Annotated in this window: 23 protein-coding genes; 11 read left to right on the plus strand and 12 right to left on the minus strand. The window is 59.9% G+C overall.

Features of this window, described 5'->3' with window-relative positions:
• Window positions 1-43: 43 nt before the first annotated feature.
• Together NCR40_RS26595 and NCR40_RS26600 are read left to right on the plus strand one after the other, a co-directional pair.
• Complete coding sequence (locus NCR40_RS26595) at window positions 44-799, plus strand: alpha/beta fold hydrolase (RefSeq protein ID WP_250511194.1); 756 nt, start codon at window positions 44-46, stop codon at window positions 797-799.
• Between the two features lie 179 nt (window positions 800-978).
• Entirely contained in the window at window positions 979-1,737 is a 759-nt protein-coding gene (locus tag NCR40_RS26600; RefSeq protein ID WP_250511195.1) for an alpha/beta fold hydrolase, read from the plus strand.
• 47 nt (window positions 1,738-1,784) lie between these two features.
• Here NCR40_RS26600 and NCR40_RS26605 read toward each other — a convergent pair whose 3' ends face one another.
• The 3 genes from NCR40_RS26605 to NCR40_RS26615 all read right to left on the minus strand — a co-directional run bounded on the left by NCR40_RS26605 (window position 1,785) and on the right by NCR40_RS26615 (window position 6,230).
• Window positions 1,785-3,017, minus strand: coding sequence for a GNAT family N-acetyltransferase (locus NCR40_RS26605; protein ID WP_250511196.1), 1,233 nt, complete (start codon window positions 3,015-3,017; stop codon window positions 1,785-1,787).
• 107 nt (window positions 3,018-3,124) lie between these two features.
• Complete coding sequence (locus NCR40_RS26610) at window positions 3,125-3,907, minus strand: GNAT family N-acetyltransferase (RefSeq protein ID WP_250511197.1); 783 nt, start codon at window positions 3,905-3,907, stop codon at window positions 3,125-3,127.
• A 769-nt stretch (window positions 3,908-4,676) separates the two neighbouring features.
• Window positions 4,677-6,230, minus strand: coding sequence for a sensor histidine kinase (locus NCR40_RS26615; RefSeq protein WP_250511198.1), 1,554 nt, complete (start codon window positions 6,228-6,230; stop codon window positions 4,677-4,679).
• A gap of 525 nt (window positions 6,231-6,755) precedes the next feature.
• Here NCR40_RS26615 and NCR40_RS26620 point away from each other — a divergent pair.
• A complete protein-coding gene (locus tag NCR40_RS26620; protein WP_250511261.1) occupies window positions 6,756-7,430 on the plus strand; it encodes an HAD family hydrolase in 675 nt (224 codons plus the stop codon).
• 73 nt (window positions 7,431-7,503) lie between these two features.
• Here the strand turns inward: NCR40_RS26620 and NCR40_RS26625 are convergent, their stop codons facing one another.
• A complete protein-coding gene (locus NCR40_RS26625; protein WP_244830484.1) occupies window positions 7,504-8,022 on the minus strand; it encodes a Dps family protein in 519 nt (172 codons plus the stop codon).
• 376 nt (window positions 8,023-8,398) lie between these two features.
• Between NCR40_RS26625 and NCR40_RS26630 the strand changes: the two genes are divergently transcribed.
• The 5 genes from NCR40_RS26630 (at window position 8,399) to NCR40_RS26650 (ending at window position 13,288) form a co-directional block, all read left to right on the plus strand.
• Complete coding sequence (locus NCR40_RS26630) at window positions 8,399-9,295, plus strand: LysR substrate-binding domain-containing protein (protein WP_250511199.1); 897 nt, start codon at window positions 8,399-8,401, stop codon at window positions 9,293-9,295.
• A 109-nt stretch (window positions 9,296-9,404) separates the two neighbouring features.
• Window positions 9,405-10,622, plus strand: coding sequence for a CaiB/BaiF CoA transferase family protein (locus NCR40_RS26635; RefSeq protein WP_250511200.1), 1,218 nt, complete (start codon window positions 9,405-9,407; stop codon window positions 10,620-10,622).
• Window positions 10,623-10,667: 45 nt separating this feature from the next.
• Entirely contained in the window at window positions 10,668-11,504 is an 837-nt protein-coding gene (locus tag NCR40_RS26640; protein ID WP_250511201.1) for an enoyl-CoA hydratase-related protein, read from the plus strand.
• A gap of 24 nt (window positions 11,505-11,528) precedes the next feature.
• Window positions 11,529-12,899, plus strand: a complete 1,371-nt coding sequence (locus tag NCR40_RS26645) for an MFS transporter (RefSeq protein ID WP_250511202.1) — start codon at window positions 11,529-11,531, stop codon at window positions 12,897-12,899.
• Window positions 12,900-13,114: 215 nt separating this feature from the next.
• On the plus strand, window positions 13,115-13,288 hold the full coding sequence (locus NCR40_RS26650; RefSeq protein WP_244830479.1) for a hypothetical protein: 174 nt from the start codon (window positions 13,115-13,117) through the stop codon (window positions 13,286-13,288).
• Window positions 13,289-13,328: 40 nt separating this feature from the next.
• On the opposite strand, the gene NCR40_RS26655 is transcribed toward NCR40_RS26650, so the two are convergent.
• Together NCR40_RS26655 and NCR40_RS26660 are read right to left on the minus strand one after the other, a co-directional pair.
• Complete coding sequence (locus NCR40_RS26655) at window positions 13,329-13,664, minus strand: type II toxin-antitoxin system RelE/ParE family toxin (RefSeq protein WP_250511203.1); 336 nt, start codon at window positions 13,662-13,664, stop codon at window positions 13,329-13,331.
• Window positions 13,664-13,948, minus strand: a complete 285-nt coding sequence (locus tag NCR40_RS26660; protein WP_244830477.1) for a type II toxin-antitoxin system Phd/YefM family antitoxin — start codon at window positions 13,946-13,948, stop codon at window positions 13,664-13,666. Before NCR40_RS26660 ends, NCR40_RS26655 begins: the two co-directional genes overlap by 1 nt.
• Before the next feature lie 298 nt (window positions 13,949-14,246).
• On the opposite strand from NCR40_RS26660, the gene NCR40_RS26665 reads away from it, so the two are divergent.
• Complete coding sequence (locus tag NCR40_RS26665) at window positions 14,247-15,599, plus strand: MFS transporter (protein WP_250511204.1); 1,353 nt, start codon at window positions 14,247-14,249, stop codon at window positions 15,597-15,599.
• Window positions 15,600-15,707: 108 nt separating this feature from the next.
• On the opposite strand, the gene NCR40_RS26670 is transcribed toward NCR40_RS26665, so the two are convergent.
• The 5 genes from NCR40_RS26670 to NCR40_RS26690 form a co-directional block, all read right to left on the minus strand.
• Window positions 15,708-16,190 carry a 2OG-Fe(II) oxygenase gene (locus NCR40_RS26670; protein WP_250511205.1) on the minus strand — a complete coding sequence of 161 codons (483 nt, stop codon included), beginning with the start codon at window positions 16,188-16,190 and terminating at the stop codon, window positions 15,708-15,710.
• Between the two features lie 550 nt (window positions 16,191-16,740).
• Window positions 16,741-17,625: an alpha/beta fold hydrolase gene (locus tag NCR40_RS26675; RefSeq protein ID WP_250511206.1), complete on the minus strand. Its 885-nt coding sequence runs from the start codon at window positions 17,623-17,625 to the stop codon at window positions 16,741-16,743.
• A gap of 282 nt (window positions 17,626-17,907) precedes the next feature.
• Window positions 17,908-18,405, minus strand: a complete 498-nt coding sequence (locus NCR40_RS26680) for a hypothetical protein (protein WP_250494719.1) — start codon at window positions 18,403-18,405, stop codon at window positions 17,908-17,910.
• 254 nt (window positions 18,406-18,659) lie between these two features.
• Complete coding sequence (locus tag NCR40_RS26685; protein ID WP_284507870.1) at window positions 18,660-19,865, minus strand: sugar transporter; 1,206 nt, start codon at window positions 19,863-19,865, stop codon at window positions 18,660-18,662.
• A gap of 163 nt (window positions 19,866-20,028) precedes the next feature.
• A complete protein-coding gene (locus NCR40_RS26690) occupies window positions 20,029-21,261 on the minus strand; it encodes an NAD(P)/FAD-dependent oxidoreductase (protein WP_250511208.1) in 1,233 nt (410 codons plus the stop codon).
• Between the two features lie 354 nt (window positions 21,262-21,615).
• Between NCR40_RS26690 and NCR40_RS26695 the strand changes: the two genes are divergently transcribed.
• The gene (locus tag NCR40_RS26695; protein ID WP_250511209.1) at window positions 21,616-23,418 is read left to right on the plus strand and encodes an ABC transporter ATP-binding protein; all 1,803 of its coding nucleotides are present in this window, start codon (window positions 21,616-21,618) and stop codon (window positions 23,416-23,418) included.
• 68 nt (window positions 23,419-23,486) lie between these two features.
• On the opposite strand, the gene NCR40_RS26700 is transcribed toward NCR40_RS26695, so the two are convergent.
• Window positions 23,487-24,074: a DUF308 domain-containing protein gene (locus NCR40_RS26700; protein ID WP_244830465.1), complete on the minus strand. Its 588-nt coding sequence runs from the start codon at window positions 24,072-24,074 to the stop codon at window positions 23,487-23,489.
• A gap of 154 nt (window positions 24,075-24,228) precedes the next feature.
• Between NCR40_RS26700 and NCR40_RS26705 the strand changes: the two genes are divergently transcribed.
• The gene (locus NCR40_RS26705) at window positions 24,229-25,710 is read left to right on the plus strand and encodes an HD domain-containing phosphohydrolase (protein WP_250511210.1); all 1,482 of its coding nucleotides are present in this window, start codon (window positions 24,229-24,231) and stop codon (window positions 25,708-25,710) included.
• Window positions 25,711-25,719 lie beyond the last annotated feature (9 nt).

The raw sequence follows: 25,719 nt of genomic DNA on the forward strand, positions 1-25,719 counted from the left end.
ATCGACATCACTCGCGATTAAACACATTCCCAGGAGCGCGCATATGAAGCAAACCATCGTGTTGATACACGGCGCATGGCATTGGGGCGGTTGTTTTCAGAAGGTGGCCACGTTGCTTGCAGCGCGCGGACACTCCGTCATCCACCCGGACTTGAAATCGCACGGATTCGATCCCGCAATCTACGATCAAGTCGAAGACATGGCCGACTACACGGCGTCCGTCGCCGCGTTGCTCGAAGGCGCGCACGAGCCTTTCGTGTTGCTCGGACATAGCATGGGAGGCGTGTCGCTCACTTATCTTGCCGAGAAATATCCGGAGAAGATCAGCAAGCTCATCTACCTTGCCGCGTTCATGACGCCGCCGGGCACATCGGCGAACGATTACCTTCTATCTGAAGGCTATACGAACGATCCTTCGGTCGAAGCGCTCTTCGAGATTGTGAATGCAACGCCTGATGGCAAGGGCGTAGCGTTGAACGTCGATGACGTCCGTAGAGTGCGGTCATCGTTTTATGGTGATTGCAGCGATCGGGACGTGGCCGTGGCCGCGGCCAACGTTGCCCGCATCAATGCCACGGCGCCTTACGCTGCGCGGATCGACACGACGAAGGAGCGTTATGGATCGATTCCGCGAGTCTTCATCGAATGCACGAAGGACCTCGCTCTTCCAATCGCGCAACAACGGCTGATGCAAGCCGACGTGCCGGGCGCCGAGGTCGTGACCATCGAGACGAGCCACTCACCATTCTTCTCGCAACCCGCGCAGCTTGCGGAAATCATCGGCGCGGCGATCAGCTAAGCCTTGAGCGTTCGCTTCTCAATTGATGCAATAACTCGATCCGGAGTATGCAGATGTTTTCAGAAGGACAATTCTCCCCAGACGTTCTCCCCGACGGGTTCCGGCATGACGCAGACATTGTCGGAGACGTGAAACTGCACTACGTGACCGGCGGAAGGCCCGTTGGTACAGCGCCAATCATGCTTCTGATCCATGGCTTTCCGCAGAACTGGTGGGAATGGAGCCGCGTGCTCCTGCCGCTCGGCGAAGACTTTACTTTGATCGTCCCTGATCTTCGAGGCGTGGGCTTCTCCGACAAGACGGAAGCGGGCTACGCGAAAAAGCAACTCGCGGCAGACCTCTTCGGTTTGGTGAGGAAGTTCGGCGACGAGCCGCCCCATGTCGTCGGTCACGATATCGGCGCGATGGTCGCTTACGCCTTCGCATGGCAGTTTCCCGTGCGTTCGCTCACCGTGCTCGACGCGTCCATTCCGGGCATCGGCGATTGGGATGAGATCGCATCGAGTCCCTTGCTCTTTCACTTCTCGTTTCATCAGAAGCCGTTCCTGCCGGAAGCCCTGATTTGCGGTGGCCGTGAGCGTGTTTATATCAGCGCATTCATCAACGATCGAACCGATAACCCCGCTGCCATATCGGCACGCGACATGGACGAATATGTGCGTGCTTATATGCATCCCGGCGCGTTCCGGGCGGCGATGGAGATGTATCGGCAATTCCCTCAGGATGTCATAGATAACCGCGCGGCGGCGCGGTTGCCGGCAAGCGTCCCGGTTCTCGCGTTGGGCGGCGAGAAGCGTTGGGGCCCGCACATGGTCAGCCGAATGAGCGCCGTCGCCGACAACGTGCGCGGCGGTTCGCTGCCCAAGTGCGGACATTTCCTCGCCGAGGAACAACCCGAATTGCTCGTCGCGGCGCTAAGAGAATTTTGCGAGCACTGACGAGCGCTGCGCGCTCGCAGCCGGTGAGCTAGCGCGATCGCGCTAGCTCACTGCGCACTCATTCCCGAGCGCGTGAGACCTGCAACGCTTTTCCCCGGCAGCGAGGACGGAAACTTTGCCATGTCGGCATCGGCTGGCTGAACCGATCCTTGCGCCTCGCTGCCATTCGCTCGCGACGCCTTCCACTCGGCCAGCTTCTTCAAGCAATCTTTCGCAAGGAAAGCGACTTGTCCCCACGGGGAGAGCGCGAGTTCGAAACTCGTGTTCTGAAGAACGTTGCCGCGACTCCAGTAAGCCTTGAAGGGTTCCGATCCGACGCCGAAATCGAGATCCATCTGGTTCTCCCATGCCCACTTGACGCAGCGCTCCATCATGATGGCGCCAGGCGAGAACTTGGAGAAGCTCGGATCGAAGCCCGCGATCAGACCACTTGCGCAAGTCAGCGCCAGTCCGACCATGTTGGCGCACACCGGTGCATTGTCGAGGGTCATCACGAACATCAATGCCGACGACTTCCCACGGCTTCCATCGAGCAGATCGACCAGATAGTCGCGGTATCCCTCCGATTGCAGCCACGGGCCATCCTTGCCGTTTCGTTCGGCCCATTGCCGCTTTTGCGCAAGCATCCAATCGACCCATTTGCGATGCTCGCTCACATCCCGAGCGTCGAGCACCTTGATTTTAAGCGCACCCTCTTTCATGAAGCGGCGCTCCAGCGCGCCGGGCTTTTTCTTCGACAACGTGGAGAGCGTTTTGCAATACGCCGTCCAGTCGGGTTCCTGGCGCAGGAGCGCCAGAGCCGAGATGTCCTGTCTGGCTACGACGAGACCGCCGTGCCCCGACGCAAGACGGTCGAGCCGCGTGCCTTTGCTCACGTAGGGAATAGAAAACAGATCGATGCGGCTTCCCTTGCTGGCGGCCTGCCACGCAGCTTCGATAGCCGCTTTCGATCCGGTCGATGCGAGGATGCTCGTATGGTCGGCCGTTCCCGATGCCAGCGGCTCGAGGATCGTCCATAGCGAGCGTCGGCGGCGCACCAGAGGCCAGACGAGCACGAGTTCCCCGCGCTCCCGATATACGATGCAATGCAAGCTACCGCCACGCGGCTTGGCTACTCGCGTCCAGCAGAGCCAGCAAACGTCGAATGACTGGTAATGATGTCCGCCTATACGGGACCATAGCGAGTTCCATTCGTCGCGGAGTGCAAGAAAGTTTTCCGGATCGCTGATGATGCTGATGCCAGTCTGCTGGCGTGTTGCATTGCCGTTCAGTCGCTGCATAACGTTGGCCGATTTGTTATTTTGGATTTACCGCTGCCATGTGCTTCCTTGCGGAAAACACAGACCCCGTTCTCTATGAAATGCTCGAGCGCACCCCTGGCGTTCCATCAAACCGTCGAGACGAACCAGTCCGATTTTCTCGGGCGAATCAGACGGCGGCCTGCCTTGGCCATCGACCAGACGGGACTATGCCGCTCGATCACGATGCGCGGCTTGAGCACGGGTTTGAACCCGCTAAGAAAGCGGAACGTGCTTGCGTTGGGAATGCCGTCGAAGTCGAAGGTCAACTGTCGTTTCATGGCGTCTTCGATAGCCTGCCAGACGAGCACGCTGATCGCACCGCCATGAGCATCCCGCGTGCGCGAAGACAGCATGTAATACGCGGCATGATTGTCGAAGGTGACGCCTATCGCGGCGACGAGCGCGCCGGTCGCGTCGAATGCGCCAAGCAGATATCCCGCGCCGCGCTCGACGAAAGCATCGACGAGTCGTTGCATCACGCTCGATCCATAGACATTCGAACGACTGCGTGCTTCGAGGTTGTTTTCGTAGAACCGGTTGAATTGCGCAGGTTCGAGTGGCTTCACGGTCACGAACTTCTGACCGGTACGAATCATATTGCGAGTCTTGTAATGCAGACCTTTCCAGAGTTCCTCGATGGAGCGATTGGCGGAGAACTGCAGCGTGTATCGCGTCGACACGGTAAAGCCATTCAGGCCGAACGCAAGGGCATCTTCCACGCGCGGGTCGAAGATCTGATAGAAGCTGTGGACGTCGGGAATCTGCCCGATCAGTTCTTCCGTGATGCTGATGCGATCCAGCATCGCGCGCGTCTTATCGGTTTCATTGATCTTGAAAGCCGGTCCGAGCGTCCGTGTGAGCGGTGGCATTTGCGAGGTGCGCCAGAGTCCTTTGCGGCTTAGCGAGTACGGCATCTCGCCGACAATTTCGTCGCCGCGCCGGACTTTGGCTGACCGCCAATTGCCATCGGTTGCAATATCGAGCCACCACGGTTCATGAAAGACTGATCGAGGAGCGAGGGCGGCGCTTTCCGATTTCGCTTTTCTTTCTGGCAAAGCGGACGGCTTGGAGCTTTGTCGATCTTTACCTGCCAATCCACGGAGTGTCGATTCGTTAATGGACTTATCTGGCGCAGAAAGTCTTGTCTCGTCCGCATTGGGAGGCTTGGCAAGAATTGACGATTGCATTTGGTCAGAATGAGTTCTTTTAGTTTAGTGACGTGTCATGAAACAGCGACACCCCCGGTGAAATCTTTATACGCGCACGTACACTCACAGTCGGTGGACCGCGGGCATGCTCGCTTTGTTTTATTGAATCTCGACGCGCGTAGTGGACCGAATCCGCAATACGGCATTCGTCCAATCGGCTCCGCGCTAAATAGATGCTTACGGAATATTACGCGTGCGGGTTCAGGACTCTGTGCGCGACCAAACAATGCACGTCAGGAAAGCTCGGACAATTGCGTTGTCATGGCATGCAAGCTAGTAGGTCAGGGACCACGGCGCTGCTGCGAGCGTCGTTGGCGGCGCGCTCGTTTGGCATACCGCGTTCGCTGTGACAATCGACGGCCGATGAGGAATTTCGTACCATCGCTAAGAGCAGCGTTGCGCTCTCGATCCGTCGCTGGCCTGTCGCCCATCACCTCTTGGTGAACGTTACAACCAGTCGACTAAACGAAACCGACCTGTCGACCCGGACGCTGCCTCCAGACGCGCCACTGAACCGCTGAATCAAGCGCATTCCGAGACCGGTCCCGCTAGGCGTAGGGAAATTCTCCGGAAAGCCGTTGCCTTCATCCTCGACTACTAACGTCAGATTACTCGTCTCGTCCGTCAGACCCACATGAATATGCCCACGACCGTACTTCAACGCGTTCATCGTCATTTCAGCCACGACGAGTCCCAATGTGGTCATCTGCGTCTCGCTCAACGAGACGCCTCTCGCATCGACCGAGATCGATCTGCCTGGGTCTAATTCGGCTATGTGATCGACCACGCCGCTTAGGTAATCCTGCGCATCGGTTTTCAAGGCGTTATTAGTCGAATACAAACGCTCATGTACCGATCCAATGCAATCCACTCGCGTGGCCGCTGCCTGGAGCTGATGCTTGACGGTTGCGTCTGCTGCCAAACTTGCCTGCAGCGAGAGAAGAGTCTGCACCAACTGGAGACTATTGCGGACGCGATGATGCACTTCCTTGATTGCCAGAGCCGAGTCTTCCAGCCTGGCTTCCTGCGATGAGACCATCTTGACGAGCGCGTCTTCATGCGAGCGCCATTCCGTGATGTTCCGCAGCACCATCAACGCGCCGGTAATGGCGCCGTGCTCATTGAGCACGGGGGAAATGGATACATCCCACGACTGCTCGTCGCCGATGATGGCAGACGCGCTGCGCCCATCGACGCGCGTGGACTTACCTGCAATGGCTGCGCGAACGGCCTGTGCAATGCGTGCTTGGTCATCGTCGTGCCATAACGCGGTGTGAGCAGCCCCGACGAGGTTGGAGCCTTCCTCGAATGCAAATGCGGATTGGCAGGCTTCGTTGGCAAATTCGATTTTTCCGTCCGTCGTCACCAGCAACACGCAGTCGGAACTCGCACCCACGAGTTGAGGCGAAAAGCGTTGTGCCGCGCCGAGTCCGTCCTCGGCCAGGCTCTGTTCCCGGCAGAAGGAAATGATGTTGGCGATAGCCGAAATGAACACCGCGTCGACGTCGGCAAAAGCATGGCTATGCGTGCTATCCACCTCGAGAATGCCGAACGGCTCTCCCATACCTTGAATCGGGACATTGATCGCGCTTTTGAGTCCATGCCGGGCCATGATTGGAGGAACGTTGAATCGCTTGTCCACGTCGATGTCGCCGCTTACGACGATGCGGCGCGTGAGGAACGCCGCCCCAGCAGGATTACTCGCTTCCGCTTCCACTGGAATGAGCCAATCCTCGTCGTCCCATCCAATACCCGCCGTCATGATGAGCGTGTGATTTGAGGCGACGTAGCGCAGCACTTTTGTGTGCTTCGCATTCATTCCCTCGGACAGGACCCGGCATGCCTCGTCGAGAACCTTAGGGAAGTGAAGCAACCCGAAAGCCGTGGCGCCAAACGCAACTGCCAGCTCCTGTTGCTTGCGCAGACGTTGTGCAACCAGCTTCGACGATACCGACGCCGGTGTTCGCTGCGAATTCGGGGCCATGTCATTCCTCGACGAGATCAGTCTGCTCGAACAGTCTTATTGAAGGCGGTATGCCGGACGCTATCGCGGCAGTGTGTATTCTGGGGTCAAACCTCGATCTCCTGAATAACTTTTCGATCGACGGCCCGGCCGCGGCTCGACGAGTGGCTTGGTGATTGTCAGTGAAAGCGACCGTCATGCGCAACCTCAAGGCGAATGAATGCCGCATTTTTAGCAGCGCGCCGAGCAAATCGGAGTGGATGGCAGTTGTGACACACGCCCAGGCATCCATCGTGCGCAGCGTTAGAGAAGACCCCTGGCAAGCGTGAGCCTTTGGGGTTGGACCTAAGGATGCCGAACATCTAGCATCCGGGAAAACGGCTCAACTCACACTTCGACGCTAGTCAACATCGGCAAGCTGCAAGCGCCCGCGCGCGTGCGCGGGTCATGTCGGATCTCGACAGGGAGGAAGGAGAGGCGCAGCCCGTCACGCGTTCGCATCTCCAAGTAGCTTTTCAGTCAACCGGCATGCTTCAGGAATACACGATGAAAACGGCTTTTATCTTCGATCTCGATGGAACGCTCGTCGACAGCGTCTACCAACACGTCTCCGCCTGGACCGAAGCGCTTGCGAGCGAGGGCCTTGCGCTGCCTGGATCGAGAATCCATCGAAAAATTGGGATGAGTAGCGAACTGTTCGCAGCGCAGATTTTTCGGGAGATCGCTGGCGAAACCTCGGCGGACTGCATTGATCGCGTAAAGCGTCGGCAGGGCGAACTGTTGAAGGAACTGTCACCGCAGATCTTGCCTCTGCCGGGTGCGCAGGCGTTGCTTGCAGCCTTGACCAAGGCCGATATACCGTGGGCCATCGCAACCAGCGGAAGCCCGGAAGCAACTGCGGCAAACCTCGAAAGGCTGGGCATCGATGCCAAAACGGCCGTAGTTGCAACCAGCAGCGAAGTCGAGCATGGCAAGCCGGAGCCGGACGTGTTCATGGCCGCAGCCAAGCAGCTAGGTGTTGCAATCGAATACAGCTATGTCGTCGGAGACAGCACTTGGGACTTGCTTGGCGCGCGCCGTTGCCATGCCTACGGAATAGGGCTGCAGTCGGGCGGTGTGGGCGAGGCCGAGCTGCAGCGGGCAGGGGCCTTGCACGTATTCGTCGACCCCGCCGATATGCTGGCTCACATGAGCGAGCTTGCAACCCATCCAGATAAGTGAACGAAGCCAGGCGGAAACAAACGGTCGCGTCCATGCCCTGTCGCACCGTGCGACCGTGCTTTTCCCGGAGAACTCAGCGCGTATGACGAGTCGTTTCGAAGAGAAACCACACCCGTTCTTCGGTCTGATCGATCCAGTTCTCGAGCAGGCTCGCCGTTGCCACGTCATCCTTGTCGTCGCAAAGTTCGTGGAGTTCACGCATGAATTTGATCAGCAGTTCGTTATCTTGGCGCAATTCATCCAGCATCGCTTCGGGCGCGACGAACGCCTCATCGTTGTCACCTAGTCGCTTGAGCGAGGCGATTTGCCCAATCGAGCGTAAGGTCGTTCCGCCCAGCTTACGAGCGCGTTCTCCGACCGGATCGATCATCGCGAAGACCAAGGCGGCTTGATCGTCGAGCAAAAGGTGGTAATCGCGAAAGTGCGGACCGCTTACATGCCAATGGAAGTTCTTCGTTTTGACGAACAAGGAGAAGACGTCCGCGAGAAGTTGGGTCAATCCTGCGGACACCTCCGTGCGGGCGTCGTTGCCGAGGTCGGTCGGGGTGGTCAGGTTCTTTTCGCCAGCGCGATTCGAGTCCGTCGTTGCCATCTTTAACTCCAGGAAAGTGTTTAGTGTCGTCTTGCAGGAGCCATGGCGCAAACGACGTACCCAACCGGCTGCCAATCTCCCGAACATAAGAAGCGTGGCGACTCGATTTCGAGGAGTCGGCATGGAACGCGTATGCCGTGAGACGGTTAATCACCAAAATCAGAGCGGGCCATTGTCGCCGCTGCTTGAGGCGTTCAATCCAAAGAAGACGACGAGTTATTGATACCGTGTTCATCCGGCGCGACGAATATTCCGATTACATCATCAAGAAGTTAAAACGAGGTTGCATTAGCCACTTGAAGTACCGCCGCAGACGGAGTGCATTAGCCGCGCTTTTACGTCAGTATTAGAACCTCCGTAAATCACGCAGAAGTTCATGGACCGTCCCGCGCTGCTGCCTTCTCTGAATTCGATACGCGCTTTCGAAGCTACCGGACGTCTTCTGAGCGTCTCGAAAGCGGCGAACGAACTCGCCGTGACACCGGCGGCCGTCAGCCGGCAAGTAAAAGCGCTGGAAGGGTTTCTTGGCGTGGAAATGTTCGAGCGCGTCAGGGGCAGGCTCGAACTGACTTCGGCGGGCGCGCGCTATCTCGCCGAACTCATGCCGTTTTTCGAAGGACTGCGCCAGGCAACCGACAGTATCCGCGGGGCAGGGCGGCGCTCGCAGGTGCTCAAGATTCGATGCCCCGCGACGTTCGCGGTGCGCTGGCTCATACCGCGGCTCGCCGGTTTTCATCGCCAGCATGAGGACGTCGATGTCCAACTCACCACGTCGTCGGCACCGCTCAATTTCGAGCGTGAGGATATAGACGGCGGCATCCAGCTCGGCGACGGCAAGTGGCCCGGTCTTTCCGCACAAAGGCTCATTCCCAATGAACTCGTGCCCGTCGCCGCGCCATCGCGCAAGACCCGCGCGCGCGGCAGGTTGCAGGGCGAGACGCTCCTGCATTCGCTCGCGCGCGCCGACGACTGGGCGCTGTGGATAAAGGCGGCGGGCTTCCCGCTCGATGGGCGCCGTCGCGAAATGCGCTACGAAACCTCACTGCTGGCGTATCAGGCCGCAATCGAAGGTCATGGCGTGGCAATCGCGCAAAAAGCGCTGGTCCGGGCCGAACTCGACAGCGGCCAGTTGGTCGCGCCATTTCGCTTCGAGCTCGACCGTGGCGCATACACCTATTACTTCGCGTGGGCCGCCACCCGCCGTCCTTCCGCAGCCTTGACGACTTTTCGCGACTGGTTGATCTCGCTCGTACAGACTAGCGGCACCTCTTAACAAAAACTCAAAGCCTCGTTTCGAAAAAGTCGATTGTTCCGGTGATGGCGCGGCTCTAATCTGCGCCATGGTTCGACGCAACGTCGGACCCGGAGACAGGACCACGACAATGATTCGAGATAGCTTGAAAGGCGTGCGCGTCCTCGACTTTTCGCATGTCCTGGCGGGACCGGTCTGTTCGATGACGCTCGCCGACCTCGGCGCGCACGTCGTCAAGATCGAGCCGCCTGGCGGTGAAATCGGCAGGCAGATAGGGCCGCCGTGGCAGAACGGCGTGAGCCCGACGTTCATGAGCGTCAATCGCGGCAAGTTCAGCCTTGCCATCGATCTCAAGACCGACGCCGGGCGGCGGACCGTCGCGACCATGGCGCGCCGCGCGGACGTGCTCGTCGAGAATTTTCGGCCGGGCGTCATGGCGTCGCTGGGCCTCGACTACGAGGCGCTGCGCGCCGCCAATCCGAAACTCGTCTATTGCTCGATCTCGGCATTCGGTCAACGCGGCGAGAACACGAAGCGGCCCGGCGTCGATGGCGTGATACAGGCCGTGAGCGGACTCATGAGCACGCTCGGGACGGCGCACGGCGATCCGCTGAAAGTGCCGGTGCCGGTAGCCGACATGATGGGCGGCTATCTCGCCACGATCGCCGTGCTGGGCGCGTTGCACACGGCGCGCCTGAACGGAACGGGGCAACACCTGGACGTGAGCCTCTACAACGCAACGCTGATGCTGCAGCAGATCAGCTTCGCGGCGTTCTTTGCGTCAGGAGCGGACCCGGAGAAAGTCGGCAGCGCGGCGCCGTATGCGTGCCCAAACGAAGCCTTCCGCACCCGCGACGGATGGATGATGGTCGTGGCCTACCATCCCGGCCGCTGGAGTGCGTTGTGCGAGTTGCTCGATGCGCCCGGCCTCGAAGCGGATGCGCGTTTCGCCACCAACGACGCCCGCGTGCGTCACCGTGCGGAACTTCACACGATTCTGGACGCGCATTTCGCCCGGCGGAGCACAGACGAGTGGATCGACCTGCTCTCGGCGAGAGATATTCTCTGCGCGCCCGTCACCACGTATCGCGAGGTCATCGAGACGACGGAGTATCGCGAGAGCTGCATTGCCCGCACGGTCGAGCATCCGGTCGCGGGCCGTATGCAGACCCACGGCTTCGCGCTCGGGCCATCCGATTCAGCCCCGCCCGACGAGACGCCCGCCCCGACGACGGGTCAGCACACGCTCGACATGCTGGGGTTTTACGGCATCGAGGATGAGGAAATCGCCGCGTTGCTGAACGCCGGCGTGATACGCGCGAGCGCGGCGCATGCCGGTACGACGTAGGCGCGCGGCGTCGGACAAGAACGCATTTAGCTCAGGAGACAGACCATGCAGGACATGGAACGCGGCGATGCGCCGCTCGTGCGCTACACAGTCGACGAAGGCGTGATGACCGTCACGCTCGATGGCGCCGCGAATGGCAACGCCCTCACGGTGGCAATGACCGAAGCGTTATCGGATGTACTGGAAACCGTCGATCGCAGGGCCGATGTGCACTGCCTGCTGCTGCGATCGTCGTCGAGGCATTTCTGCACGGGCGGAAACGTCAAGGACATGCAGAGCGGCAAGGATCTAATGGACGGCGGCGTCGAGCAAGTGCGTGAACGCCTGCGTACGAGTCTGCACCGGATCACGCGCGCGCTCGGCGAAATGGAGGTGCCGTCGATCTGCGCGGTGAACGGCGCGGCGGTCGGCGCAGGCTGCGACCTGGCGCTGATGTGCGATATCCGGGTCGCCGGCGCGCACGCGGTCTTCGCCGAGAGCTTCCTTCGACTCGGCCTGGTTTCCGGTATCGGCGGCGCGTGGTTTCTGTCACGCATCGTGGGACCTGCGAAGGCGCTCGAACTGACGCTGACCAGCGAATTCATCGATGCCGACGAGGCCAGGCGGCTCGGTATCGTCACGAACGTCTATCCCGACGACATGCTGGATAGCGAAGCGCTCGCGCTTGCGCGGCGCATTGCCGGCAGTCCGCCGCTCGCGCTGCGTATGTCGAAGAAGCTGGTGCGCGAGTCGTCGCACTGTACGTTGCCCGCCGCGCTCGAATTGGCGGCGAACATGCAGGCCATCTTGCTGTGCGGGAACGAGCACAAGCAGGCGGTGTCGGCATTCATCGAGCAGCAGGCCCGACGAAAGGCGCCGCGCGGCGAAGGCGGCGCCGCCTGACATGACCAACTGGAGGAGAGACACATGAACAAAGAATCAGGCAAGGTGCATGGTCGGCCCGGCATGTTGCGCATAATCGTGACGTCCAGTCTCGGAACGATGCTCGAGTATTACGACTTCTTCGTCTACGTCGCGCTGACGGCGACGCTCACGCATCTGTTCCTCCCTTCCACGGACAAGTCCGTCGCGGCGCTGGCAGGCGTTGCCACGTTCGGCATCGCGTATGTGGCCCGCCCGCTGGGCACCGTGATCTTCAGTCCGATGGCCGACCGCATTGGCCGCAAGAAGACCTTCGTCATCACGCTCGCGATCATGGGAATTGCCACCGTCGGCATCGGTTGTTTGCCTACCTATGCATCTGCTGGCATTGCCGCGCCCATCGCGCTGCTCACATTGCGCATCGTGCAGGGCGTCGCGCTCGGCGGCGAGTATGGTTCGGCTGTCGTGTACGTCATGGAGCATGCCCCGGAAGGCCGCAAGGGCATGGCGACCAGCGTCTTGCAGAGCACGGCGAGCATCGGTTTGCTACTTGCGCTCGTCGTTGTCTCGGCCCTGAAGCTTTCGCTCGATACGGCCAGCTTCGAATCGTGGGGATGGCGGGCGCCGTTTTTGATCTCCGCGCCGATCGTGGCCGTCGCCACGTGGATACGGCTCGGCATGACGGAGACGCCGGTATTCACGGAGATGCGCGACGCAGGCCGGCTGTCGAAGCGGCCCTTGCAGGAGACACTGTCGAGCAGAACGTCCTGGAAAGCCATTCTGGTGGCGATGTTCGGCGCGCAAGGCGGCACCTCGGTGTCGCTGTACACCTCGATCGTCTACATGCTTTATTTCTTGCAGAACGTCCTCAAAGTCGAACCGACACAGGCCAACGTGTGTCTTGGCGCCGGCATCTTGATCGCCGCGCCGCTCTATCCGGTGTTCGGCCGATTGTCGGATCTCATCGGGCGCGCGCGCGTGATGCTGATCGGCATCGTCATGTGGATCGCGGCTGTCTATCCGGCGTTTGCGGGCATCAGGGCCAGCGCGGCGTCGTCGCAGTGGATCTCCGTCTCGCTGCTGATCGCCGTACTCGCCGTGCTGACCGCGATGATCATGGCGCCACTGCCTGCGTTCGTCGCCGAGTGTTTTCCTCCGCAGAGCCGCACGACCGGGTTCGGCCTTGCACAACAACTCGGCAACGTGGTGTTCGGCGGGTTTCTGCCTTTGATCAGCCTCGCGCTCGTCAATCTGACCGGCAACCCGCTTGCGGGCGTCGGCTATTCGATCGCTTCGCTCCTGCCCTGTCTCGCTGTGACATGGATCTGGGGCCTGAGGCAGGATGCGCGGATGAGAGCCGTGCGCGGCAACGACATGCCAGCGCATGCCAATGCGGAGACGCTGACCACGCGCTGAGCCGGACACGGCCGTGGCTCACATCGGCGCGGATTCGAAGTCCTTCGGCGCCTGTGCGCTCGATTCGCCAACCGCAGGCAAATTTCTCGATGCGAACTGGCAGCTCAACGGAACGCGTCGCCAAGCTTCGCGCCGGTAGCTGGCCCGGAATCTGCGCTGCCTTTTCGGTGTCGCGAACTTGAGCGGCCAAGTCGAACCAACCGTTGAGACAATCCATGACCGATCCCCGTAACGTCGCGCACGACAAAAAAGTGCAGCAGGAAAAGAAACATCACGGCGAAGACATCGCGCCGGACGCGGAACACGCGCCGCAGCCCGGAAAGAAGCCGCATATAAAGCACGAGGAAACGAAGGACGAGGCCTCATCCACGGACGATGCCGGCAATTAAGTGGCGCGCGCACGTCCTTGGACGTGCGGTACCACTAGGTTTAGATCAGCCGCAGCACGATTCGCTGAAGGAGCGCTTGCAGATCGCGTCGCGTGTCGCAGACGATATGGATGTACAGAACGCCTTCGCGCACCTGATAGACAATTCGGTTCTTGCCGGAAATGACTTGCCGGAAAGTGTCGTCGACGAAACCTTCGAGTTCAACCGGAATATGGCCGCTCTCGGGGAACTGGCGGATTTGCGTGATCGTCTCCTGCAAGTGCGCAGAGGTCTGGCGCCACGTTTCCCAGCCGAAAGTACGGACGATATAACTTCTCAGTTCCTCGATGCCGATTCGGGCTGTCGGCAACACCCGGTACTTCAACAGCACCGGCATCAACGAAGCCTTTCCTCGCGGTCCAATCCGTCGAGTTCCGAAAAGAATGCATCGCCTTCGACATAATCCTCGCGTTCGATCTGCTTTTGACCGATTGCCAGAATCTTCAACATGGCGAGTGTCTGCTGGGCGGCTTCGTAAGTTCGCACATCCTGCACAACGAGCTTTGCTTCGCCGTTCTGCGTGATGATTAGCGGCTCGCCCGACTCGGCGAGGTCCTTGACGATTTGTGCCGCTTCGCTCTTTAAATAGCTGATCGGCTTCACATGATCGGCAATGTGCATCGAATACTCCGTTCTACAGGTTGAACGAGACTAAATATAGACCAATTTCAGTCTGGTGACAACGGCCGTTGCTGCTACAACTACGGCGAGTGCGCGCGGTAACCTTGTGGCGGCTGCCGTTTCATGCACGCCTCGATCCAAGGCAGAACGCGGGTTTTCCCCGGGCCACATCACGCGCAAATTGATTGGATTTCTAATTAAGGCGGAGCTATCGTGCGTCAGTCCAATGCAGTATTGCTCGCGTTCGGATCTAAAAAACGGCTTCGCTGATAAAACCAAACATCCAGGAGACAGATACATGGAGCAATCCACCACGGCGCCGCATGTCCCGGAATCCGACCTTGGCGATGCTGAGAGCATGGCATCGAATGACCAGGCTTCACCGAGAGTGCGGCGAATTCAGCGTACCGCACTTGCTTTGCTGCTCCTGAGCGGAGTCATCAATTACATCGACCGCGCGACGCTGTCCATTGCGAATCCGCTCATCCGGCAGGATCTCGGCCTTTCGGTCGGGGAAATGGGTTTGTTGCTGTCGGCGTTTCTATGGGCTTATGCCTTTGCGCAACTCCCGGCGGGTGCGCTGGTCGATCGCTTCGGTGCGCGTGTCATGCTTTCTGTAAGCCTTGCGATGTGGTCGATAGCGCAAGCGTTCGGCGGCGTCGTGACCAATTTCGCTCAGTTCTTCGCGGCGCGCATGGTGCTCGGCATAGGCGAGGCGCCGCAATTTCCGACGAGCGCCAAAGTCGTTCGTGACTGGTTCGGCAAGAAAGAGCGCGGTGCCGCCACGGGCATCTGGAACAGCTCGTCGACGCTCGGCACCGCCATATCGGCGCCCTTGCTCACGGTCGTCATGTTGACTGTCGGATGGCGATGGATGTTCGGCATCATGGGTATCGCGGGCCTCGTCGTGGCGCTGTGCTTCTACCTCGTGCATCGCGACCCGCGTCAGGTCGACCTGACGCATCGGGAGCGCGCCTATCTGACCGATGTCGATGGCGAAGTGCAGACCCGCCCGACGTGGCGCGAGTGGCGCCGTCTGTTGGAGTTCGGAACGACGTGGGGCATGCTGCTGGGTTTCTTCGGCACGATCTACGTCTTGTGGCTTTACAACGCATGGCTGCCGACGTACCTGCAAATGGAATTTCATCTCACCATCTCGAAGTCGGGATGGGTGGCGGCCGTTCCGTATCTCTTCGGCGTGGTGGGTAGTTTGTCCGGCGGAAAGATCTGCGACGTGCTTGCGCGGCGCGGCGTATCGGCGGTCAACAGCCGGAAATACCCGATGGCCGCATCGCTTTTCGGTGTCTGCGTCTTCACGATTCTAACGGGCCTCACGCACAGCGCGACGCTGGCCGTCGTGTTCATCTCCATCTCGATGTTGCTTCTGTATGTATCGAGCAGTGCAGCCTGGGCGACGGCGTCCGTTGCCGCGCCCGCCAACTGCACCGCGTCGATCGGCGCGATGCAGAACTTCGGCGGCTACTTCGGCGGGGCGCTGGCGCCGGTGGTCACGGGCTTCATCGTGCAAAAGACGCATTCGTTCCAGCCCGCGCTGTTCGTGGGAGCGGGCGTTGCCGCTGTTGCGGTGATCGGCTATTGGTTGCTCGTACGCGGCCCGATTCCGCCTGCCGCGCTCAGTCACGAAGCGTAAAAGCGTAGAAGCAGGACAACGATAGCGAGGGCCCGGGCCGCTCGCTATCGTTCGTTCAGTCATGCGGCCGCCAGCGAACGTATGAACGTGGCTTGCGTGCCGCCAGCGTCACACTCGTTGCCTCATCCAGCACGCGATGCTCAAGCGATCGCGCGTCGCGGGCAGTACCTCGTGTTCGAAGTGTGCCGAGAGAAACAACAGCAGCGTCCCGGCGCGTGGAAAGACGTCGTGATGTGTCTGATCGGCAAGGTAGAGCCGCAGTGCGCCGCCTTCGACGTCCTGCCACGCTTCGTTGAGATAGAACACGGCGGAAATCACGCGGCTGTCGTTATTGCGCAGGCAATCGAGATGACGTGTGTATCCGGTACCTGGCCGATACACCGCGTAGTGTGATTCGCTATCGACCAGGCCTAGAAACAGTTCGCGGTTGAGCGCCATTTGCAGCGCTTCGATGCGATCGGCGAACGTCTGCTGCCGCGGACTCAACGCATCGGGCTGGAACCAGCGCGTACTGTCGCCGCGCAAGAGCGTGGCCGCGCGCTTGGCGCCCACACGGGCGGGTGTCAGCAACTGGGCTGCATACATCGCCATGCATTCGGTCGCCAATGCCTGTGTCTGGGGCTGTGTCAGAAAATCTGGCACGACACACCAGCCATTGACGGCGAGGGCGCTTGTCGCAGTATCGAATTCGCCGGATCGGGAATTCGTCGAGACGTCGGTTACGTTGTCACATGCGGCTTCGCATATCCAATCATTATTCGAAGATTGGACTTGCGCTTTAGTCAGGGGGTGTTCCAGAGATGCCCTTTTTTATTTGTTCTTGCGCTGGCGGCTCGAAAGAGTAATCGCTCCGGCCTGCTACCGGTTGTTCGAGACCATTTAGCGTCGATGGTCGCGTCGAACGCGGATATCGACACACGCCGGACCCGGCGGGATAAGCCGCGTCGAGGCAGCCGATCTGTCGAAATCACGGCGCAGTCTACACGAGTGAGACCGATTCGACCGTTGCTGCGCGAGCGAAGTTCTCGGCGGACGTCCTATACGCAGCGTCGACACTTTGAATCGGACACATTCGGTACCAAGCGCGCGACGGACGATGGTTGCGGCGGTCACGTCGCGCTTTGCGGTATCTGCCCGCTTACTACGTCTTCGATCGCACGAGCGAGCGATCGAGAAAATCGATCAAGAGTGGCGCCATCTCGTCGAGCTTGTCTTCCAGCGCGAAGTGTCCCGTGTCGAGAATGTGTATTTGCGCATCCGGAAGATCCCGCAGATAAGGATGCGCGCCTTCCTCCGGGAAGATCTTGTCGTTCTTGCCCCACACGATGATGGTCGGCGGCCGATGCTCACGGAAGAACGCCTGAAACTCAGGATAGAGCGGCACGTTCGTCCCATAGTCCAGAAAGAGGTCCATCTGGATTTCGCGGTTGCCGGGCCGGTCGAGCAGCGCCTGATCGTGAATCCAGTTATCCGGGCTGATTCTCGATACATCCGAAACGCCGTCCGTGTATTGAAAGATGGTCGTGTCCAGCGTCACGAGACTGTGCAGCGCTTCGCGATTCTTGACCGAATTGTCTGCCCAATACGCTTTGATCGGGTTCCAGAATTCGCGCAGCCCTTCGACATACGCGTTGCCGTTCTGAACGATGAGCCCCGTCACCCGCGCCGGGTCCATGAGCGCGAGGCGGTATCCCACCGGCGCGCCGTAGTCCATCACGTACATTGCAAAGCGGTCGATGCCAAGACGCTTGAGCAACGCATCGACGATTTCAGCGTAATGCTGAAAGCCGTACTTGAAGACGGTGTGATCGGGCGCATCGCTCTGACCGAAGCCCGGGTAATCGGGCGCGACTACGTGATACTTTTCGGCCAGGATGGGAATGAGATTGCGGAACATATGCGAGGACGTGGGAAAGCCGTGCAACAGCAGCACCACGGGGGCTTCCGAAGGCCCCGCTTCTCTGTAGAACACGTTGAGCCCATCGATATTCTCGGACTGGTATCGAATGACAGGAATCGCGGTCATGGTGTATCCCGAACAAGGAGTGGTTATGGCGCCGCGTCCTGGCGAGCACTTGTTTCGCTCGGAACCGGTCTGCAGCGGCCTGAAGCCATACTGCAGCGTTTGCGCTTCTTGCGGAATCACCCCGGCGCAGAATGCACTGTTCGGGTTAGGAGAAGAATAAACGGGGCGGCTGAAGGCGGACGCCGGCGGCCGCCGCGCCACGACCACCATCACGGATGTGCCGTGTGCTTCGTCGCACGGCGTATTCGGTTACACCAAGCGTAACGGTTGGCTTCCGACTGTTCAGCGCGGCGCGAAGGGATTGATAGGCCGAACGCTATCGACGTTCTTCACACGTTCGAGCATCTGTACTCTTTCCCAACCGGAAACCAGTGCCTCCAGTCCTCGCACGACATCGGCTTCCATAGCCTGCAGTCCCACGTCGCCTCTAAAACTGGCGCTGAAGGCGGCATGCCACCGGTATTGGAAGTACCCCGAGACTTCTTCGATGCGCTCGGGCGTCCCTGACTCCGTAAAAATCACGGATTCAGGCGAAAACACGTCGTAGAAGACCATGTGCGGTTGGTCGGACTGCACCGCGACGCTGGGTTCATCGCAAACGAGCAATGACGCGAGCAACTGAATAGAGCCCTTCAAACCTCTTGGCGTCTTGAAGACCCAGATCCGCTTGGGCAGCCGCTGGGAGAGCGTGACCAGTTTGGCGCTGCTGGAGCCAATCGAACCAACCAGCCCGTTCTTGACGTTCTGCTCGAAACTTGGCGCGTGATAAAAGATATCCATGTGCTGCTAATAGCCTCTTTGTTTGCGACTTCCAATGCTGTTTCGTCCCGACGATTCGTGCGACGCAGGCGCGCAAGAACGACGATCGAAGCCAGTTACTCAGATGCACGCGCGGGAGCGCGCCTATTCGATTTCTTTGTCGCAAGGAACACTCACCGGCCTCGAGTATTCGATGCTCTTGCAAGACGTGCGGTTCACGAAAGTCGACACGGGTCGGATGACATCCGACCAACCACGCCCGACCACGCGGCTCGCTAGTGAGTCAACAAGGGCGCAGCGCGCCGCGTGCCACGACGTGCCGCCATGAACGCGAGCCAACACACTACCGCGCCAAGCACGGCGACCGCTGCGCCGAACATTCCGATCCAGGCTAGCCCGACATCGCGCGCGACGAACTTTCCGACCAGCGCGCCGGCTCCGATGCCTATATTGTACAGAGCGGAAAACATCGAGATGGCTATGTCCGCCGCATCCGGAGCCAGTCGCAGCACGTGTGCCTGCATGGCAAGCCCGAAGCAGATGATCGCCACGCCCCAGAACAGCAAGAGCATCGACAGCGTGCCGACGTACTGTCCGCAAGGCCAAAGCAACAGCAAGCAAGCGGCAAGGGCACACAAGGTCCACAACAGGAACCGGCGGGGGCGGTTGGCGTAAAAGCGACTGAAGCAGACCGCGGCCGGAACGCCCGCGGCACCGAACAGCACCAGCAGAAATGTCACTTCGATATTGCTCGCGCCTGTCACGGCGCGAGCAAACGGTTCGAGATAAGTGTAGGAAGTGAAGTGCGCGCAGACCGTAAGAACCGTCACAGCAAAGAGCGCGACCAGCACGGGTGTCTTGAGGAGCTTTGGCAGACTGTTCAACGAACCTGAACCCTGGCTATCGAGTTTTGGCAACGTCAACCATAACGCGCCCATGCCGAGCACCGCTGCGCCTGCGATGATCTGGAAGGTCGCGCGCCATCCAAAAGTATCGCCTATCGCTCGTCCGATGGGGACACCGGCCACCATGGCGACCGATGTTCCGATCGATATCATCGCGAGTGCACGGCGCTCTCCGTCCGGTGGAACCAGGCGCACGACGAGCGGGATGGAGATCGACCAAAAGACGGCATGCGCAAACGCAATGCCGATTCTACCCAGTACGAATATCTCGAAGTTCGGCGCTAGTCCGGTCACGATATGACTGAGTATGAACACGATAAAGACGCGCATTAGCAGGGTGCGGCGTTCTACTTCGCGGACGAACAAGGTCAACGGTAACGACGCGACGGACACCGTCCATGCGTAAATGGTCATCACCACGCCGACGTCGGTCGGACGCATGTCCAGGCTGTTACCGATTGCGGTAAGCAAACCGACGGGCACGAATTCGGTGGTATTGAAGATGAACGCCGCGAAAGTCAGCGCCATGACACCCCACCAAGGGCGCTTGAAAAACGATAGATGGTGCGTGAGCATCAGGGAACTCGAGGACGAGGGGCGTCGTCGCGTAACGTTGCCTCGCGACGACGCAATCATAACAACACCGTTGCTCGCGGTATGACACGACGTGCCGTGCCATGCGGGAATGTTCCCTCGATGTGCTCGCGTTGCTGCACTTGCCTTGCAAACGCTAAGGGACCTAAAACCGCTCCGCCCGGAACGGATGCGGGTCCACGAACGGATCTTCGCCCGTCATCAACTCGGCGATGAGCCGTCCGGTAACAGGGCCGAGTGTCAACCCGTGATGAGCGTGCCCGAAGGCGAACCAAAGCTTCTCATGATTCGGTGCGCGGCCGATGACAGGCATCATGTCGGGCGTGCAAGGCCGGCGTCCGAGCCAGGGCGCCTCGTCGAGACGTTCGCCGATTGGAAACGTCTGACGGGCGAAGGGCTCCACGGCCTCGAGTTGCACAGGCGTTTTCGGTGAGTCACGAAGGCCTAGCTCGACGCCGGTCGTCAATCTGATGCCACGAACCATCGGCGTGATGACGTAACCGATTTCCGCATCGAGAACGGGCTGATTCAACGTTGCTCCAGGCTTCGCCGCATAGTGCATGTGGTAGCCGCGCTTTACTTCGAGCGGCAACGCGTAACCCAGCTTCGTCGTGACGTCATTGGCCCACGGTCCCAAGGCAACGACGACCTGGTCCGCGGTGACCACACCCGACTCGGTGGTGACTCGCCACCCGGACTCGAGTGTCGACGCGTCGCCAATGAAGAACGTGCCGCCGAGCTTTTCGAATAATTTCGCGTAAGCGCCGACGAGCCCCGATGGATCACTCACGGACTCTGCCGACGAGTACCGGATTGCATATCTGAGCGCGGGACCAAGAGAGGGTTCCGCTGCCTGTAAAGCGCCGTCGGCGAGAACGTCGAACGGGATGCCATAGGCGTCCTGCCAATGCGACGCCTCCGCCATGGCCGCTTCGAACGCTTTTGAAGTTCGGAAAGCGTTTATCCAGCCTTGCGTTCGCACTAAAGATTGCGCTCCGGCCGCTTCGATCAACTCGCGATGCTCCGAGACGCTGTGCTCGATGAGGGTCGAGTAAGCCTTCGCAATCTTTGCGTGACGGTCGGCGCGCGAATGATGCCAATAACGATAAAGAAACGGCACCAGCTTAGGCATTGCCGCCGCATGAAATCGAACGTCCGTGGCGCGATTGCTCGCATACCTGGCAATCTTGGCGAGGTCACGAGGGAAAGCATAGGGATAAACGCCCTCGCGCTGAATTATTCCTGCATTGCCGAGTGAGGTTTCATTGCCTGGAGGCTTGCGATCGATCAGTGCAACGGCGAGTCCACGGCGCTGCAAATGAATCGCTATCGACGTTCCGACAATACCCCCGCCCAATACGACTGCATCGAAGTCCATGCGTCTTCCTTGTGGTCAATCCATCTTGCCGTCCGGACGCCGGCCATAACCGCGTGCTGAACTGCCGGACTGTATTCTATTTCCAAGGCTCCCAGAAATTGCAGCTCCAGATTTCTGCACGTCCGGAAGCGAAGCAGCGGATGCCGTTGGTGGGAACCCCCCGGAGAAGCGTGTTTTCTTACCGACTGCTCATACGGTCCTCGCAAGTTTGTTCATGCAGTCTTGCCATTCGTTGTGAGGTAAGCTCGTCTCGCGGACAACCGGACCGTCTACGTTGGCGGGCTCGCCACGTGCGACCAGGCGTCCACTGCATATTCCGGATCATCTCTCATTCCAATGTCGCCTAGCAGAACCATGAAAATGCTGCGTCAGGTCGGCGAGTTTCTCAAGCGAGCTACGCAAGCGTTCATGCTCGTCTGGAGCACGTCACCGCTATTTCTCAGTGGGCTTCTCGTCGCGACCATCGTTGCCGGCGTGCTTCCCGCGGCGGCCGCGGTCATTGGGCAGCGTATCGTCGACGCGGTCGTCACGGCCTCCCACGAACCAGCGCATCGCTTACATTGGCCGGTCATTCGCTATCTCCTCCTCGAAGCATTGGTGCTCATTGCCCTTGCGGCGAGCCAGCGGTCGTTGTCCTTGCTGCAGGCGCTACTCCGCGCGCAACTCGGGCAGAAGGTCAACCTGCTTATATTGGAGAAGGCTCAAAACTTGAGTCTCGTTCAATTCGAGGATTCAGAGTTCTACGACCGCCTTGTAAGAGTACGGCGAGACGCGTCTTCACGGCCGTTGTCGCTCGTGATGAAGTCGCTCGGTCTGGTACAAAACCTCATCTCCGTCACGACTTTCGCGGTGTTGCTCGTGAGGTTTTCGCCGTGGGCGCTTGTCATCCTGGTCGTCGGTGCCATACCGAGCTTTATTTCCGAAGCGCGATTTTCGGGTAGCGCGTTCCGGCTCTTTGGGCGAAGGACGCCCGAAAGCAGGCAGCAGAATTACATCGAGTCTCTGCTCTCGAGCGAAGCGAACATCAAGGAAGTCAAGCTGTTCGGCTTTGCCCCGCTTCTTCTGCAGCGCTATCGCGACACCTTCGAGAAGCTCTATGCGGAAGACCGCGCACTCACGTTGCGACGAGACGGTTGGGGTTTTCTGCTCGGCGTGGTCGGCACCATCGCGTTCTATGCGGCTTATGGATGGATTGTCCTTGAGACGGTGAGCGGAGCCATCTCGCTGGGTCAGATGACGATGTACCTCGTGCTGTTCAGGCAAGGTCAGAGTGCGGTGAGCAGCAGCCTGTCCTCGATTGGCGGGCTCTACGAGGATGGTCTCTACCTGAGCGACTTGTTCGAGTTCCTCGCGCAGCCCGAAAACGTGAGCTCCGGTCATCTGACTCAAGGAACGCATCCGGGACAAGGTCTGCAGTTCGAGCGGGTGTCGTTCGCTTATCCGGGTGCCGAGCGCCCGGCACTGACCGACATCAGCTTCGATTTGAAGCCCGGGCAGACACTTGCTTTGGTAGGCGAGAACGGCTCGGGCAAGACCACGCTCATCAAGCTTCTCACGCGCCTTTACACGCCGTCCGCCGGTCGTATCCTTCTCGATGGTTCGGACCTCCAGGAGTGGGACGAATACACACTGCGCCGCCGGATCGGTGTCATTTTCCAGGACTTCATTCGTTACCAGTTCAAGGCTGGCGAGAACTTGGGCGTCGGCGATATCGAAGCCTTCTCGGACAGGACCCGATGGAGCGAAGCGGCGCAGAAGGGCATGGCTGCCGCGTTCATCGAGCAGATGGAGAACGGATACGAGACTCAACTCGGACGCTGGTTTGCGGGTGGTCGAGAACTCTCGGGCGGGCAGTGGCAGAAGATTGCACTGTCAAGGGCCTATATGCGGGAAAGCGCGGATATCCTGATTCTCGACGAGCCGACCGCCGCCCTCGACCCCGAAGCCGAGGCTGGGGTGTTCGAGCAGTTTCAGGCGCAGTCAGGGCAGCGGATGTCCATTCTGATTTCACATCGTTTTTCGAGCGTGCGAGGAGCCGACCAAATCATCGTGCTGGACCAGGGGCGGATACTGGAAAGCGGAAGCCATCGACAACTACTCGCGCTGAATGGACGTTATGCGCACCTGTTCGGCCTACAGGCGCAGGGGTACAAATAAAGGTGCTGTACATCGCGGTCGTTGTACGGGCGTTCTTCGCTGCAATCCATCTCGGCGCGCTCGATTGCTCAGACCGTGCTCGCGCGATGGCGCCGAAATTGCGCAGCCGATAACCACAAGGCCGAGATAAGGAAGTAGGCCGCACCGACGCCCGCGTAACCGGCTATCTTCGAAATTGCAAGCGTAAGAGGTGCGGGTGTAAGCGCCAGAAAGAAGCATCCTGCAAGTGCCGATTGCGCGCCGCTAAGAACCATGGCCCATTGCGCGCCGAAGCGCTTCCATCGACGTAACGCGGTGGCAAGTTGAAGCAGCCCGGACAAGATGGCCCAGACGCCGACGACGCCGAGGACCCATGCCGTATTCGTTTTGAGCGCAATGATCACGGCGGCGGTCGTAGCCGCGCTGATCGCAACGTTGATCGCCTGCGTGCGATTGCCGGTCTTCCCGCCGCTTCGCGACATGTCGATATAGTTCGCGAGCGCATCCCATGCCGGGTAGATGACCAGCAAAACCGCCGCGCCGGCCACGGAGTGCAATCCGACCACGAAGGCCAGCGCCACCCATACGATCGAAACCGCCGCGCGGGTGAAATAGTAGTTCTTGAGCCAGCGCTCTGCGTTGGCGAGCGTTTTTTCTGGCAGTGAGTAGTCGGACATGGTGACTCCTTGCAATGACTGGTTGGCGCTTCACGATGACCGAGATCTTTGCACCTCGCGCGTGCACTGTGCATCGGTCAAATGACCGAGGCTATGGGAAATTGATGTCGCGTATAGTGGGCGCATTTCCGTGCAAAACTCCCGTGGTCATCCCATGACTGATCAGGAAGCCGGCCAGTCTCCCTTGCTCGTGTTCGATTGTGTGAAGGCGCTTGCCTTCATCGGTGACTTGAGCATGGGGCAGCCAACCGACCACTCGCCTCGTACAGCGTGGCTCGCCTCGCGTCTGGCGAGTGCGGCCGGTCTCGCGATCGCGAATGCCGACGTAGTGCGCGAGGCGGCGTTGCTGCGCTGGTCCGGTTGCACGGCAAATGCGTCGGGCTTCGCGCAGGTTTTCGGTGACGATGTAGCGTTTCGCCAGGCCATGCTCGAGGATCATCCGGATTGGGCGGAACCGCTCGAAGCGCTCGGCGACGCTGGCGCGGCGCTCACGCCGCTTGCCGTGACCCATTGCGAGGTCGCGCGAGAAGTGGCGCGCATGCTCGGACTCGCGCGCGCGACCGAAACGGCGTTGCGGCACATCTTCGAGACGTGGGACGGTCGCGGCTTGCCTTCGCATCTCACGCACGAAGCGGTTCCCGTGCCTGTGTCCATCGTCTCGCTAGCGGGCGATCTGGAAATCTACAGCCGCGTGTATGGCGTGGACGGGGCGCTCGCTAAAATCGCGAAGCGCGCCGACATGCGCTATCCGGCAGTGCTTGTAGGATATGCGAAGCGCCATGCGGTGCATTGGCTGAAGGAGTTGGATTGCCTGACGCCCGCCGAAGTCGATGCGGTTCTTTCAACCGCGCACATGCGGCAGACCACTTCGCCGGAGTTGATTGCAGACGTCATCGACCTCAAACTTCCGTGGATGACGGGTTTCTCGCGCGCGGTTGCATCGACGGCACTGGCGGCGTGCGCCCGGCTCACCTCGAGCGATGAAGCGCGCGCCCGGGTCTATCACGCCGGGTTGATCCACGGCATTGGCCGCGCGTCGGTGCCTAACGCGGTGTGGAATCAACCGGAGCGTTTGAGCGAAAGCGCGTGGGAAAAGGTGCGTCTGGTGCCGTACTGGACGTCGCGTGCGGGACGTCTGGCGGGCGCGATAGGTGAAGCGGCGGAGGTCGCATCGTATGCCTATGAACGCCTCGACGGCTCGGGCTATTTTCGCGGCGTGCGCGATCAGGCGCTTGGGTTGGAAGCGCGCGTGCTGGCCGCGTCTGTTGCGTGGGTGGCGCTTCGTTCCCTGCGTCCGTGGCGAGCGGCGCTTTCACCCAACGAGGCCGCACAGAGAATGCTCAACGAAGTCGCTAAAGGCCGCTTCGATGCCAATGCGGTCGATGCGCTGCTCACCGACGCCGACGCTCCCGTAAGACATCAGGTAAGCGATGCTCCGTCGCGTGCGCTGCTCTCCGTGCGAGAGATCGACGTCTTGAAAGCGATCTCACGCGGCGCGAGTAACAAGGAAGCCGCACGCGAACTCGTCTTGAGTCCAAGCACGGTGCGCACACACGTAGAGAATATTTTTCGCAAACTAGAATGCTCGACACGCGCGGCGGCAACGCTCAAGGCATCGGCAATGGGCTGGCTTTGAAGCGCGCAT

Origin of the sequence: Caballeronia sp. GACF4, assembly GCF_023631025.1 — a bacterium.
Classification (GTDB): domain Bacteria; phylum Pseudomonadota; class Gammaproteobacteria; order Burkholderiales; family Burkholderiaceae; genus Caballeronia.